The organism is Streptomyces sp. NPDC002018 (genome assembly GCF_042890865.1).
GTDB lineage: Bacteria > Actinomycetota > Actinomycetes > Streptomycetales > Streptomycetaceae > Streptomyces.
In genome coordinates, this window is the sequence record NZ_JBIASO010000035.1 from 1 (window position 1) to 12363 (window position 12363).

11 protein-coding genes and 1 pseudogene are annotated in these 12363 nt (G+C 67.7%); 4 read left to right on the forward strand and 8 right to left on the reverse strand.

Annotated features, from left to right (window positions below; genetic code table 11):
• Nucleotides 1-102: 102 nt before the first annotated feature.
• The 4 genes from ACFYYH_RS33085 (at nt 103) to ACFYYH_RS33100 (ending at nt 2476) form a co-directional block, all read left to right on the forward strand.
• Nucleotides 103-471: an FAD-dependent monooxygenase gene (locus ACFYYH_RS33085; protein WP_388559167.1), complete on the forward strand. Its 369-nt coding sequence runs from the start codon at nt 103-105 to the stop codon at nt 469-471.
• Nucleotides 472-613: 142 nt separating this feature from the next.
• A complete protein-coding gene (locus ACFYYH_RS33090) occupies nt 614-1078 on the forward strand; it encodes a DUF2199 domain-containing protein (protein WP_388559248.1) in 465 nt (154 codons plus the stop codon).
• Nucleotides 1078-1740, forward strand: a complete 663-nt coding sequence (locus ACFYYH_RS33095) for a hypothetical protein (protein WP_388559170.1) — start codon at nt 1078-1080, stop codon at nt 1738-1740. Before ACFYYH_RS33090 ends, ACFYYH_RS33095 begins: the two co-directional genes overlap by 1 nt.
• Nucleotides 1741-1858: 118 nt before the next feature.
• Entirely contained in the window at nt 1859-2476 is a 618-nt protein-coding gene (locus tag ACFYYH_RS33100) for a DUF6000 family protein (RefSeq protein ID WP_388559251.1), read from the forward strand.
• A gap of 55 nt (nt 2477-2531) precedes the next feature.
• On the opposite strand, the gene ACFYYH_RS33105 is transcribed toward ACFYYH_RS33100, so the two are convergent.
• The 8 genes and pseudogenes from ACFYYH_RS33105 to ACFYYH_RS33140 all read right to left on the reverse strand — a co-directional run bounded on the left by ACFYYH_RS33105 (nt 2532) and on the right by ACFYYH_RS33140 (nt 12230).
• Nucleotides 2532-3602 (reverse strand): hypothetical protein, encoded by a 1071-nt coding sequence (locus ACFYYH_RS33105; RefSeq protein WP_388559173.1) that lies wholly within the window; start codon nt 3600-3602, stop codon nt 2532-2534.
• Between the two features lie 1181 nt (nt 3603-4783).
• Complete coding sequence (locus ACFYYH_RS33110; RefSeq protein WP_388559176.1) at nt 4784-5107, reverse strand: helix-turn-helix domain-containing protein; 324 nt, start codon at nt 5105-5107, stop codon at nt 4784-4786.
• Nucleotides 5104-5289, reverse strand: a pseudogene (locus ACFYYH_RS33115) (tyrosine-type recombinase/integrase); the annotation flags it as partial. The pseudogene ACFYYH_RS33115 and the gene ACFYYH_RS33110, both read right to left, overlap by 4 nt.
• Nucleotides 5290-5490: 201 nt before the next feature.
• Nucleotides 5491-6345 carry a uridine kinase gene (locus ACFYYH_RS33120; RefSeq protein ID WP_388559179.1) on the reverse strand — a complete coding sequence of 285 codons (855 nt, stop codon included), beginning with the start codon at nt 6343-6345 and terminating at the stop codon, nt 5491-5493.
• 113 nt (nt 6346-6458) lie between these two features.
• Nucleotides 6459-6923 (reverse strand): hypothetical protein, encoded by a 465-nt coding sequence (locus ACFYYH_RS33125; RefSeq protein WP_388559182.1) that lies wholly within the window; start codon nt 6921-6923, stop codon nt 6459-6461.
• Complete coding sequence (locus tag ACFYYH_RS33130; RefSeq protein WP_388559184.1) at nt 6920-9121, reverse strand: site-specific integrase; 2202 nt, start codon at nt 9119-9121, stop codon at nt 6920-6922. Before ACFYYH_RS33130 ends, ACFYYH_RS33125 begins: the two co-directional genes overlap by 4 nt.
• Nucleotides 9118-10833 (reverse strand): hypothetical protein, encoded by a 1716-nt coding sequence (locus ACFYYH_RS33135; protein ID WP_388559187.1) that lies wholly within the window; start codon nt 10831-10833, stop codon nt 9118-9120. The genes ACFYYH_RS33130 and ACFYYH_RS33135 overlap by 4 nt, the downstream gene beginning before the upstream one ends.
• Nucleotides 10833-12230, reverse strand: a complete 1398-nt coding sequence (locus tag ACFYYH_RS33140; RefSeq protein WP_388559254.1) for a site-specific integrase — start codon at nt 12228-12230, stop codon at nt 10833-10835. The genes ACFYYH_RS33135 and ACFYYH_RS33140 overlap by 1 nt, the downstream gene beginning before the upstream one ends.
• Nucleotides 12231-12363: the final 133 nt, after the last annotated feature.

Here is a 12363-nt window from a genome sequence, read left to right on the forward strand (position 1 = left end):
CCACCCCCCAGGTCATCCGTTCGACAGGGGGCAACAGTCATGCCGAGCCCGGAGGCCAGCGGCCCTCTTGCAGGACCACAGAAAACATAACGGGGATTCGGCATGAACAGTGGGATTCAGGACGCGCACAATCTCGCCTGGAAGCTGACGGCGGTCCTCAACGGGCAGGCGGGTGAGGAACTGCTGGACACGTACGAGTCCGAACGCCGCCCTGTCGCCGTCCACAATGCGACGCAGAGCATGGTCAACGCGAAACGGCAGCAGGAAGCCGCGAGGGCGATGGCGTCCCCGGACTTCCTGGCGCTGCTGGCGAGCCCTGAGGGCGGCGACCTGCGAGCGTCTGTAGCTTCCGGGCTGCAGGACCTGCGTGTTGGCGGAGTGCACTTGTTCCGTAGCTGCGGTATTCCAGTGCCAAGGCGCCACGGAAGCCGCGTGCCATCGCCTGTCCTCGGGGTAACCGGCTGTGACTGAACGCGGTAGTTGGCCGCGCAGAGCGGTGGCCGGGTAAGCCCCCTTCGGGTACGTCTGGAGTCCGTCGCTAGGCTCCGGGCCCATGACCAGTGATTTGGGGTTCACCTGCGCGTGCTGCGGGTCCCATCACCCTGAGCTGCCGATGAACTACACGGCCGAGGCCCCCGCCGTGTGGGAGCCGGCCTTCGCCGACGCCGACGACTGCTTGCTCTCTACGGACCAGTGCGTGGTCCGCGGGCAGCACTACTTCGTCAAGGGCCTGATCGAGATACCCGTCATCGACAGTGACGAGGTGTTCTCCTGGGGCGTCTGGGTCTCGCTCAGCCGAGAGAGCTTCTCCCGGGCCTCGGATCTGTGGGACAGGCCCGGCCGCGAGGCCGAGAAGCCGTACTTCGGCTGGCTCACCACCGATCTTCCGGTGTACCCGGCGACGACGCTCAACCTGAAGACGCGCGTCCATACTCGCCCGGTCGGCGAGCGCCCCTTCGTCGAGCTGGAGCCCACTGACCACCCCCTCGCCGTCGAGCAGCGCACAGGGATCAGCCTGGAGCGCGTTCGGGAGATTGCGCCGGCCGTGCTCCACGCCAGTGACGGCGAGCAGCTGTAATGGCTGACCAGCCCGTATCGCCCGTCCCGGTCGCGCCTGCCGGCCTTAGCCGCAGGGCCCAGCGGTTCATCGAGACGGAGGGCATCCGCGTTCGCTGGCAGGACATCCGGCGACACCGCGACGCGTGGATCGAGCACGGGATCCCCGCTGCGGAGATCGAACGGGTAACTGCCTTCCAGGACCGCTGGGGCGGCCTCGCCCTGCCGCCGGCCCCGTTCTACGAGGGCGGTCCGCGCGTCCTGGAGGCCGACTGCCCCGAGGAGATGCCCGCAGAAGGCTGGTCGTTCCCGGCAGGGGACTGCCGGGTGTCCATGGCCTACAGTTTCGTGATCGGCCCCGACGGGGCGTTCGGTATCGACGCCTACCGCTGGACGCCCCTGCATGCCAGCACTGACGGATGGGTGGAATCCCTGGCGCTCGCCGCTCATGCCCGCCGTTGGGCCACGACCGTCACAAGGGTCACACGCAAGGCCGTCGATGCACTGGATCTCAGCGAATTCGAGTCGGTGCCCGAAGTACAGGGTGTGACCGACTCTTGGTGGCGGGGCAAGGACTCCCTCATCGCCGTGTACCGGGGTGAGGCCGTAGGCCTTGACGCCCCGCAATGCCTCGAAGCGCACATCTACGGGGGTCTCGACGAGTGGGGCCTCCACGGCGGCTGACCCACGGGCCTTGGATCTGAGCACTTACTTCGACATAAGTGCCAACTGCCGAACTCACTCACATCAGGGCAAGGGAGGGGCTGGTTCTGTTCCGCGGCGGCAAGGCAAGATCGACTGTGTGATACGCGACCCTCGTGACGATGCCGAGTTGCTAACCCTGGTTCGCCGGTATGTCACGCCCGAGCGGCGTTATCTGAAGCTCGGCGGCAGCTTGCTGCGCATGCAAGGTCCTGAGTACGACCGATTCATGCGAGATCTCTGTGAGGACGCGGGACTCATCACCCTGGATGAGATCGCCACGCTTCTTGAGGGCAGTTGGAGAGAACGGAGAACTGCGGCTTGGCTCGTAGCTGTCTCCCGCCGGACCGAGTTCCGTGAGCGCCTCGGGGAACTCCTGCTGGCCAGCGAGGTCTGCTGCGCTGGGCTGGCCTACAGCGTGGCCCTGGCCAGTTTCGGAACGGCGCGCGACGCTGATCTGCTCGCCGCCTACCTGGATCGCTACCTCTGCCGCCCTGACCTCGCGTACGACCAGACCGTCGTCATGGGCGCTCTCCAGTTCATCGACCTGAACCTTGGAGGTGGTCAAGCCGATCGCTTCCGAGAACCGGGGGGCCTGTGGCGGCAGTGGCTCCAGGATGCACCTCACATGAAGGGCGACTCGGACCCCACCCCCTTCTTCTTGAGCCTCATTCGTCGGCTCTGCGCATTCGTCGACGAATGCGCAGAGGTGCTATGACCGCCCTCATCTCGTGGTGGTCTCTCTGGACCATGGCCGTCGCTCGGGGGAGCAGTCAGATCTGCGTGCGGGACGCGATGTAGTCGAGCCAGTCGCGTCTGGCGTATCCGGTCCAGCGGGTGGCGTTGCTGATGCTGGTGCCGGTGAAGTCGGCGAGGACGGACGCCGGCAGGTCTGTGGCCAGTGCGAGACGAGCATTGTTGCGGCCGACGCGAGGCGCGATGCCGTGTCGGCGGAGCTTCAAATTGAGGTAGGTGGCTCCGAGAGGGCGGGCGGGCTCCTGGCCGGGGAACAGCCACGGTGTTGTGCTGGCTGTCTGATCGAGCTGCCAGCGTGCCTGGCACTGGTCGCGTTGCGCACGGACCAACCGGGCGACTTCGGGCGGCAGCGGAAGACGATGGCCTGCGAGGTTGAGCGCCACCATCGCGTTGTCGTCTATGACGTCGCGCACGGTGAGTTCGAGCAGTTTGGTGTGCTGCAGCCCGAAGAGGAGCGTCAGGGCACCAGCCGTACGAACATCAAGAGGCAGAGAATCGTCGCTGAGACACGGGTGCAGCTGCTCGGCCTGCTCCTCGTCCGTCATGAAGACGCTGGGGGCGGCGATGCGTGCCCGGGGAACTACGAGCTCACCGACAAGGCCCCGACCTCGCGCCCAGGTAACGAAGGCACGCACCTCACGACGTTCTACAGCCCCTTCCTCCAGCCACATCTCGAGTTCTGGCTGTGTGAGTTCCCCGAGAGCGGTGCCGTGCTCGTCGAGCCAGTCGAGCAGTTCCAGGGCCCGGCGCAGTCGCGATCGCATCTGGTGCTGTGTGCTGGCGCGTAGCGGGCGGTGCCGGTGGGCCCGGCGGATGCGGTGGAGCAGATACCAATGGGTGAAGGGGGTGACGAGCTGCCGCTGGGGGAGCGGTGCCTGGGCCGAGAGGGCGTCTGCCCAGCGGGGCAGGGCCTCCAATCGTTCGTCGCGCGGCGGCAGGACCGCGGCGACGACGAGGACGTCGCGGATGTAGCGAGTGGTCGGCGTGTTGGGGAGGTCGTCGAGCTGTTGGTGGGTGATCTCCTCATCGGAGGTGGCTAGCTGGGACAGGAGGGCGGGTACTCCGGCGCGGGTCAGCCAGTGCGCCACTCTGCGGGGGTGTCCTGCGGTGGCGAGAGCCGAGTGGAAGTTCTGTCGCTGTGTGGGGACCGCTTGGTCTTGTCCTCCGAGAGCTTCGGTCAGTTGTTTCGTGGTGAAGCAGCGGGTGCACAACTGCTCGCGGAAGATTCTGTCGCTCGTGCCGCAGCGCTGGCACGCGTAGGTGAGGTCGACTCCGGCGCAGGGGCCGCAGATGCTGGCCCCTGCTTCGGTGGAACCGATGAGTGGACGTCGCTCTTCGCACTGAGCGCAGGCGACGGGACGTGCGCGCACTGCCGCGTAGCAGTGTTTGCAGACTGGGCCCATCGGCCAGTACGCGTGGACAGGACGGTCGTGGAGACAGCGTGCGCATGGGCCCGTAGGGCGGGGACAGCAGCTCTGGCAAAACGGCTTGCCCGCCACCCTGCGCGCGCAGGTCCGGAGCCGGCCGCAGGAGGAGCAGGCAACCGGCGGAGCGCTATAGCAGCGGGAGCACAGATCGGGCCTGCCGTCGCCACCGCGCCGGTCGACCGTGCGTACTTCTCCACAGCTGCCGCAGCGGCGCTCAGGTTGTCGGTAGCAGCGCCGGCAGACCGGTCCGTCTGCCGAGATGGCTTGGACTGGGGCTTGAACTCCGCACCTGACGCAGGTGCGCTCAGGGCGTGGGTGGCACCCCTGACAGCGGACACTGCCGTCGGGCATGCGGTAGGTCGCGCGGCGTACGCGCCCGCACTGCCCGCATGTGGTGGCAACGTGCTTGCCGTAGCAGGTGCCGCAGAGCGGCCCGTTGGGGCCCCGGGCGTTGATCTTCATCTGTCGGTCGCAGCCTGAGCAGGTTTTCGGCGGTCGTACCCGACGAGCACAGGCCGAACAGCAGTGTCCGGCCGGGAGGCGATGCGTGAGTTGGTGCGAGGTCTTTCCGCAGCCGGCGCAGGTCGGCAGGGTGACCGGGCCGTGTCCGGCGGCCGCCAGGGCATGCGCGAGCCGCACCAGATTCTGCGGAGGTGTCGGGCCCGGATTCGCCAAGGCGTCTGGGTGATCCTGGAAATGGCGGGCAAGGGCGACGCAGGAACGTGCTGTGATCTTCCCGCGCTCCAGTGCCTGCGCTGCCTGTTCGCCGGTCACCCCCATGAGCCGGACGGTCAGGTGGGCGACGACCTGTCGGTGGGCCTCGTCGAGGCGGAGAGAAGCGGTCATTCCGCGCCTGGGCGCCGGATCGTCGTGCGACGCGCTTGCGGCCGAGACGCTGTCTGCTCGCCGACGGTCTTGCGCACCTCAGCGTTGGCGACCTCCACCCGGATCAGGTCGTTGGGCTCACACGCGAGAATGTCGCACAGCGCGGCGAGCGTGTCCATGGACAGCCGTTGCGGTGTCTGGGTCACGAGACGAAACACCTGCTCACGTGACAGATGCACGCCGCGTTCGGCCAGCAGCGGAACGAGTTCCGTGGTCTGGAACATGCCCTTCTCCGCCATCCGGATCCGTAGCTGCCAGTCGATGCCCATCTTCCTGATCATGATTCCTGCCCCCATAGATCACCGTGCCGGGCTTGCAGTGAGCGTCGCAGCAGCCGGTTTCGGAACTCGTCCGAGACGTGGCTGTAGATGGCCGTGGTGCTGGCGTAGGCGTGGCCGACCTGTTCTTGGACGAACTTCTCTGGATAACCGAACTCGATCAGATGGGTCACGTAGCAATGCCTTGTGTCCGCAGAGGCTGTGTGCGGATGGCTCTGTGTAGCGATTGACCAGGTCGGATCGTCGAGGCCGTGTTCGCGACCGTGATGGTCGGCTGTGTTGCATTCCAGGTCTACTGACGTGACCGACACCACACCGGCAGGCGGCGAGGGTATGAGGCGTGGGAAGTCCGCCGACGGTCTCGGTGATCGCGGCTTCCCCTCTGCTCAACCGCTCTTGACGACGAGTGCGGCTCTGGTCTGGGGCTGCGTGGTGTCGATGTAGTAGTCCTCGGCAGCCCGCCAACGCTTGATCCACTCCTCTGAATCCTGGGAGCGTTCTCGCAACCGTTGTAGGCAGATCTCGCGTGGGGTGTCGACGTAGACGGTTAGGTCGTAGTAGGCGGACAGCTCCGGGCGGACGGAGTAGACCCCTTCCACGATCACCACGGTCCGGGGAGCGATCTCTCGCCAGTCACCGAGCTGCCCAGTGGCCCAGTCGTAGGTCTCGTAGCGGGCGGCCCGATGGGCTCGCAAGGGCTCCAGGATCTGAGTGCGGAGTCGCTGCCAGTCGAAGTAGCGGTGGTAGCCCTGTTCGGCATCGAGACGCTCGCGCTCGTGCTCGGGCATGGGACGGTAGAAGTCATCGCAGTGGACGACGACGCAGTCACCGATGTATCCGGCCACGGCGGCAGCCAAGGTGGTCTTTCCGGACCCGCCAGCGCCGTCGATGGCGACGATCTTCATGGTGTTGCCGCGGGACGGGGCGTGCTGAAGGATGGCGTCACCGACATCCGTCGCCTGCTCGATCCCCTCCACGAACTGCTGGTGAACCCGTAGCTCGGTGGCCCTGGCGGCGCTTGACAGCACGATCGTCTTGGCCTCAGCCAGGGATCCCGGCCCTGCTCCCAGCAGTTCGCGAGTGACGGCGACTGTGTCGATGACACTGGTGCCGCTGTCTCTCAGCAACTGCTGAACCGCTTCCATGCCGCTGCCCTGCTCCAGCAACGGCCGGCAGCACTCGACGAGGGAGGCGAGCCGTGCAGCACGTTCTGGAGCAAGGCCCCGGATGTCTTCGAACATGGAAACTCCCTGGTGAGCGGGCATCGGGCAGGTGCCAAGTTACTTACTGGAGGTCGGAGGAGGCTAATCGTTTCCAGGCAATGCCAGCGTGACGAAACGAGCGGGCCGCGATGTCAGTTGCAGCTCCCGATCACCGTGGTCCGTGATGATGGCGGAAGGCGGCTGATCCGGCTTGTTCCGGCGGCGGTCTCGCGGAGCCAGACGATCTCCTCGTGCTGGGCACCGAGCCGGGCCAGGGCCTGGGTTCGGAAGTCGGTGAACTCGTCAATCGTCTGCTCTGACGCGGCCAGTCGTTCCTTGAGCTTGGCGTTCTCCGTCTTGAGCCGGGCGATCTGGGCTTCGCGGGGGTCAGGGATCTCGCCGGCATCTTGGAGGGCCCGCAGGCGCCGTTCGAACTCGACGCGGAGGTGAGAGTAGGGGCGAGTGCCGTAGAACGCGGTGCGGTCGACTGCAGCCTCGCCGGCGAGGGTCTTGATGTCGCACTTTCCGCCGGGCGGGAGCTCGCCGCGAAGGAGCCGGTCCATGGCGGCCCGGATACGGTTCTCGTTCTCGGTCCGCTGGGCTGTGGAGATTCTCATGCGGATTCCTCGTTCATGGTGTTGCGGGCGGCGTCGATCTCGGCGACGACGCGGAGGGCCCGGTCGTAATCGGCCTGGAGTCGGGTGCGCTCGGTCTTGCGTGTGGTGCCGAGCTGGCCGAGGAAGGTCTCGGTGCGCTCTGCATGGTCGGCCCAGACGGGCCGGTGACAGGGGTGATGGGTGGCCTGCGGGCAGCGGGCGGAGTCACACATCCCGATCAGCGGACGGTCGGCGGTCGGGGTGCCGGCCAGTTTGAGGCAGAGTGCTCGGGACGGGTCGGTGAACCAGCAGTAGTTCGCCGGGCCGAGGTGGAGGACCTTGGCGCGTTTGGTCAGCAGGTTGAGCACGTCGCGGTCGCTGCGCTGGGTCTTGGGTGCCGTGGCTGCCGCCGGTTCGAGCTTCTCGTCGATGCTGGCGAAGAACTCGGTGAGACTCCGGGCGCCGGGGCCGGCCGGGAGGATGCCCTGCTGGTAGTTCCGGAACTCGGTCAGAACCAGGTCCAGGTTCCGGTCGCTCTCGTGCTTGTTCACCTCGGCCAGCAACTCGGCCTGGGCCCCGCCGGGGCGGAAGGCATACCCTTCTGTTGTGGCCACTGCGATGTGCCTGAGGTGAAGTTTGGAGGCCAGCACGCCGCCCGGTCGGTAGGCCATTTCCAGGGCCAGCGTGCGACGCAGCCTCCGCAGATTGACCTGTCCATCGGGGATGGGAGCGAGGCCGAGGCGGTGCCCCGCCGGGGAGTTGACCCAGTTGCGGAACCACTTGTAGCGGACGGAGAAGGCGAACCGTCCGAAGAGCAGAGCGCCGTCCCGGTGGTCGTCGTGCAGGTCTTCGGCGGGTTCGACGGCGCGATAGACGGGCTCGATGACGACCCATTCGTCGTCGGTGCCGCCCAGCGGCTGCCCTTTGACGATCTTGCTGGCGAGCCGGTATCGGGTGAGGCCGGGGGCGGGCTCTTCGAGGGGCCGCCGGCAGCCGATGCGGAGTTCCATCAGCTCGCTTGCGCGCATGCCGGAGGCCGTGGCCAGCACAATCATCGCGGCAGTGCGGACGATGCCGACCAGAGCGACGGCCTGGAGACGGTGCAGCGGCAAGGTCCAGGGCAATACGGACGAGGTGTCCGCCGTTGTGACCGCGACAGCCTTCCGGGCGAAGACTTCCTTCACCCCGACCGAGGCGACCGCGTCTTCCAGCGGGCCGCGCAGGCGGTGCATCCAGCGGGCCTCGAACTGGGTGATCCCGGCCTGACGAGCCAGGACTCCCGTGGCCACTGTCAGCAGGGGGTCATCGGGGGACCAGCCGCTGGCAAGCCGGTCGGCGACGTGGTGGTCGGCGAGCATCGGCAAGGGTGTGCACGTATCGCTGTACTCGCTCAGCAGCTCGGTGAACTCGGCCACCGGGGCAACGTGGACTGAGCGGAGCCCTGGTGCTTTGCGGGTGGAGAGCCTGTCGGCTTCCCGAATCTGCCGGGCGAGTTCGACAGCATGCGGGCCCAGCGTGGAGACCAGGAACAGGGCAGCGGCGAGCATCGGCTGCATGACGGCGTCGTCGACGGGCTGGGTCTTGTTCTCGGTCCGGCCGCAGGGCATCTCGGCGACGGCGGAGGCGGTGGCCCCGCCCCAGGGCCGCAGATCGGCCGGAACACGGTCAGCGGTGAACAACTCGCCGTAGTTGACCAGGTCAACAGCAACTTGTGCGGCCCTGCGGCGGGTTCCCGGGCTCTGTTCGCCGACGACCGCGCCGTGCTCGTCGAGGACGTAGCGCCGGTGGGCCAGGTAGGCGTCGCAGATGCGGGTGTCGACCTGTGCGAGGCTCGATACCCCGTGCTCGGACAACCATCGGCAGAACCAGACGAGCTCATCCAAGCGGCCCGCGCAACTGCGCAGGTGTAGGGCGGTGCGATGGGCCCGGGGCAGCGGAGCGACCGCCGGGTGCCGTGGGGCGAGCATGGCCAGGACCAGCTCCTTGCCGACCAGCCGCCACCGCGCATCGGTGATGTTGGTGAAGTCGAAGCGGCGAGTGCAGAGGGCGAGTTGGACGGGCAGGCCGACGACGTCGGTGAAGTCCCAGATGTCGTCCTCGAACACCGGACGGCTCACTCCCTCGGGAAGTGTGAATCCGGCTTCGCGGCAGACATCGGCGTCGGCGAAGACCGCGGACCGGCCGTCGAAGGCGGGGGCAGTGGCGAGGGCGGTGGTCACGCGGTCATCTCCTCGGGCCGCAGGGGCAGCTCGTCGTCCTGGTCCCCGACATCGCCGGCCGCCGCGGTCAGCACGGCAGGGTCGAAGCGCTCCAGGACCTGCTGGATGCGGGTGGCATAGGGGCCGAAGACGGCCATGAAGTGGGCGGCGGGCATCTGCTGCCACTGCCGGGAGAAGAACGCTTTGAGCCGCAGTACGTTGCCCGCGTGCCGGGGAGCGAAGACGGCCAGCGGGCAGAGCAGGCAGACCCAGGGCCGGGCCGGACAGGGTTTCCCTTTCGGGCCGTGCAGCCCGGACAGCTGGTCCCCGCAGGCGGCGGTGAACACATCGCGCTGTCCACCGACCAACTCGTCGATCACTGCGTCATCCAGATTCAGCTCGGCGACCAGTTGCGGATAGCCGTTCGCCAGCGCGGCCGCATCTTCCTCGGTGATCACGGTCGGCGGGTGAGCCAGGCGGAGCATGTCGTGCTGGGCGTCCTCGATGACCGTCTCGACAGCGTGCTGCTGAGCCGGAGTGGTGGCGGTGAGGTAGTGATCGCCCTCGACGTCCGGGCTGTGGTTCGGATCGATCGTGGCCCGCCCGCTGCCCGTCCAGGTGCTCTTGTCCCGCATGGCTTCGTGGGTGGTGCGGATCCGCGAACGGTGGATCTTGAGGGGCTGCCCGTCGTTCCCGACGACGGCATGGCGAAGGGCCCACCGCTGGATGGCGACCCGGTCGATCTGGCGGACGCGGCGGTCCCCACCGGCCCGGCTCACTCCCACCCAGAGTTTGCGGCGTTCCTCCGAGGTCACAAAGGTCCGCAGCAGCGCGGAGTGCGCGAGCCACTGTTCCAGCAGGCGGACCGCCCGGCGGGGCAGGTTCAGGCTCTCCGCCGCGGTGCGGCGCTTGATGTAGGAGAGCAGGACCGTCGAGTCGCCGGCCCAGTCGATGTCCTCGACCACCAGCTCGGCGATGCCGTCGGGGACGATGCCGGAGTAGATGCCGAACAGCAGCCGGTAGGCGATCAGCACGTCCAGGTGCGGGAAGGCGGCCCGGGTCGCGTCGTGGAAGCCGCCGCGATTGTGGACCACCGCCGCCGAGACCTTCAGGTGCCGGCCGAACTCGGAGATGCTGACGGGCCCGACCCGGGCCAGCAGCCAGCGCAGATTGCCCGGCTCCCAGCCTCCTTCGAGAGGGTGCCGGCCGCCGGCGGCATCCGCGAGGACCCGGCGGTGGGCGGCGTACGAATCATCGACCAAGGCCCGGCAGACCCCGGTCAGCCGCTGCCAGTCCTCCTCCGAATAGGGCGGCAAGGACTGGCGGAAGGGCTGGATGTTGAAGCGCCGCCCGGCAGCAAGCTCCAGCACCCCTTCCCCGAGCATGCCGCCGCACTGGGCATAGCCCTCCAGCAAACTGCGGGTCATGGCCTCCAGCCTCGATGGACTGGACATCCAGAACTCGGCCAGCTGTCCTCGCCGCAGTTGGGCGGCACCACCGGTGAAGCCCTGAGCGGCCAGGATGCGGACCATGCTCCGCAGCGACTGGACGTAGAAATTGACGGTGCCCTCCGAGCCCGCGGTGCCGTGCGGATGGATCAGGTCCACGAGACCGATGGCCAGATCCCGGGCCAGATGAGGGTTGGGCAGCCCGTCCAGGCTGTAGTCGGCGCGGCTGCCATCGCTGAACACGCAGGTGAGGCCGAGGGGTTCGTCGGTCAGCATGGTCGGCATCAGAGGCCACCGTCCTCGGGCTCATCGTCGAACTCGGCCGCAGCTTCCCGCTCGGCGACCGAGTCCTCGGTAAGCCCAGCAGCGGCCCCGGCCACCTCGTATGCCTCCCGGTAGATGCGGGTCGTATCCAGGCGGCGGAGGTACTTTTCCGTGGTCAGGACGGTGGAATGGCCTAGAAGATCACGAAGCACCAGCAGCGGGTCCGCCTTGCTCAAGTAGAAGACGAGAGCGGCGTCGGCATCGGTGTCCCGCACGAGCTTCGCGGCCTGCCGATAATGCCCGGTGACCAGGTATTCCAAGGTCCTCATGGAGAAGGTGTGGCGACATCGGTGGGGCCAGACGTGCGGGAACCGGGGCTCGAAGCGAGCTCGTATCCGGTCTGATGTGCGCTCGAAGACCGTGGCCCAGGCCGTGAACGGGCCACCGCCGTTCTTCACCGCCAGCAGGCACGAACCGCCCTCCGGGGCGACCAGACGACGCCGCTTGGCCGGCGTCAGCGACTCCCACGGGCGCCGGACCCCGTTGATCAGCCCTCCCCGGGCATCCGGCTCGCTCACCTTCAGCGGTTCGCCCCAACGCCGCGGCGGCCGCCAGAGCGAGCCTTCCGTCGTGGCGGCCCGGTCCAGGTCGAGATAGTCGTGCAGCCCGGCCAGAGCCTCGTAAGAAGTCCACGTGGTGCGGACCTTCTTGCCCTTGGTGATCCCGGCCGGCACCGGGAACGGGATGGGAACCGCGGTCGGCTCCGGCGGCAGAGCGGGGATCTCCCAGGGCAGCAGGTAGGTGAACTCCTGCAGCCGCATCCCGGTGGCCAGCGCGTGATCTTCGACCGCCCCGTTGCGGCTCAGCTCCCGGCCGTGGAAACCGGTGTCCTGCGAGCCGTCCGGAGCCAGCCCCCGCAGCCCCTTGCGGAACAGCTCGGTGAAGTCCGGCTCCAGGTACTTGACCGTCACGTGCGGCTTCGGGGTGCGGCGGACCGCCAGATTCACCTTCACCTCCCGGCCGGTTCCGGCGAACAGCGCCCGCGCGGCTCGGTAGGTGAACGGCTCGGCGGTCGCGTACTCCTCGTGCATCGCCCACCGGTAGAACAGCGACTGGATGCTCATGTGCTGGCCCCACGTCGTCGCCGCGAACCGGGCCTTCCACGGCCCCGCCGCCCGGTGCTCGGCGAACCGGCTCAACGAGGCCTTCAACCGCACCCGCGAGTCGAACAACCCCACCCCATGCTCGGCCAGGAACTCCATCCACTCCTTGACCACCCGTGCGTAGTTCTCCCACGAGCTCGGCGCCGGCGCCCCGCTGGCCGGGAGCTCACGCAGCCACCGGTTCACCACCGCCGTCGGACGCGGCGCAGCCGGGCCGTCCTCGAAGCACAGATCGTCGTCGATGAGCACGGGCATCCCCTCGGGGATCAACGGCCGGTACTCGATGTCCCAGGACTGCCAGCCACGGGACGAGAAGAAGCTCAGGATCAAGAGCGCTGACAGTAGAAACACCACACAGCTGAGCGCAAAGCCCAAACACCCTGGTCAA

Bases quoted from the DNA above. Each gene is read 5' to 3' on its own strand.
- ACFYYH_RS33140 (WP_388559254.1), bottom strand. From the start codon at position 12,230: ATGCCCGTGCTCATCGACGACGATCTGTGCTTCGAGGACGGCCCGGCT.
- ACFYYH_RS33120 (WP_388559179.1), bottom strand. From the start codon at position 6,345: ATGTTCGAAGACATCCGGGGCCTTGCTCCAGAACGTGCTGCACGGCTC.
- ACFYYH_RS33110 (WP_388559176.1), bottom strand. From the start codon at position 5,107: ATGATCAGGAAGATGGGCATCGACTGGCAGCTACGGATCCGGATGGCG.
- ACFYYH_RS33095 (WP_388559170.1), top strand. From the start codon at position 1,078: ATGGCTGACCAGCCCGTATCGCCCGTCCCGGTCGCGCCTGCCGGCCTT.
- ACFYYH_RS33135 (WP_388559187.1), bottom strand. From the start codon at position 10,833: ATGCCGACCATGCTGACCGACGAACCCCTCGGCCTCACCTGCGTGTTC.
- ACFYYH_RS33090 (WP_388559248.1), top strand. From the start codon at position 614: ATGAACTACACGGCCGAGGCCCCCGCCGTGTGGGAGCCGGCCTTCGCC.
- ACFYYH_RS33085 (WP_388559167.1), top strand. From the start codon at position 103: ATGAACAGTGGGATTCAGGACGCGCACAATCTCGCCTGGAAGCTGACG.
- ACFYYH_RS33125 (WP_388559182.1), bottom strand. From the start codon at position 6,923: ATGAGAATCTCCACAGCCCAGCGGACCGAGAACGAGAACCGTATCCGG.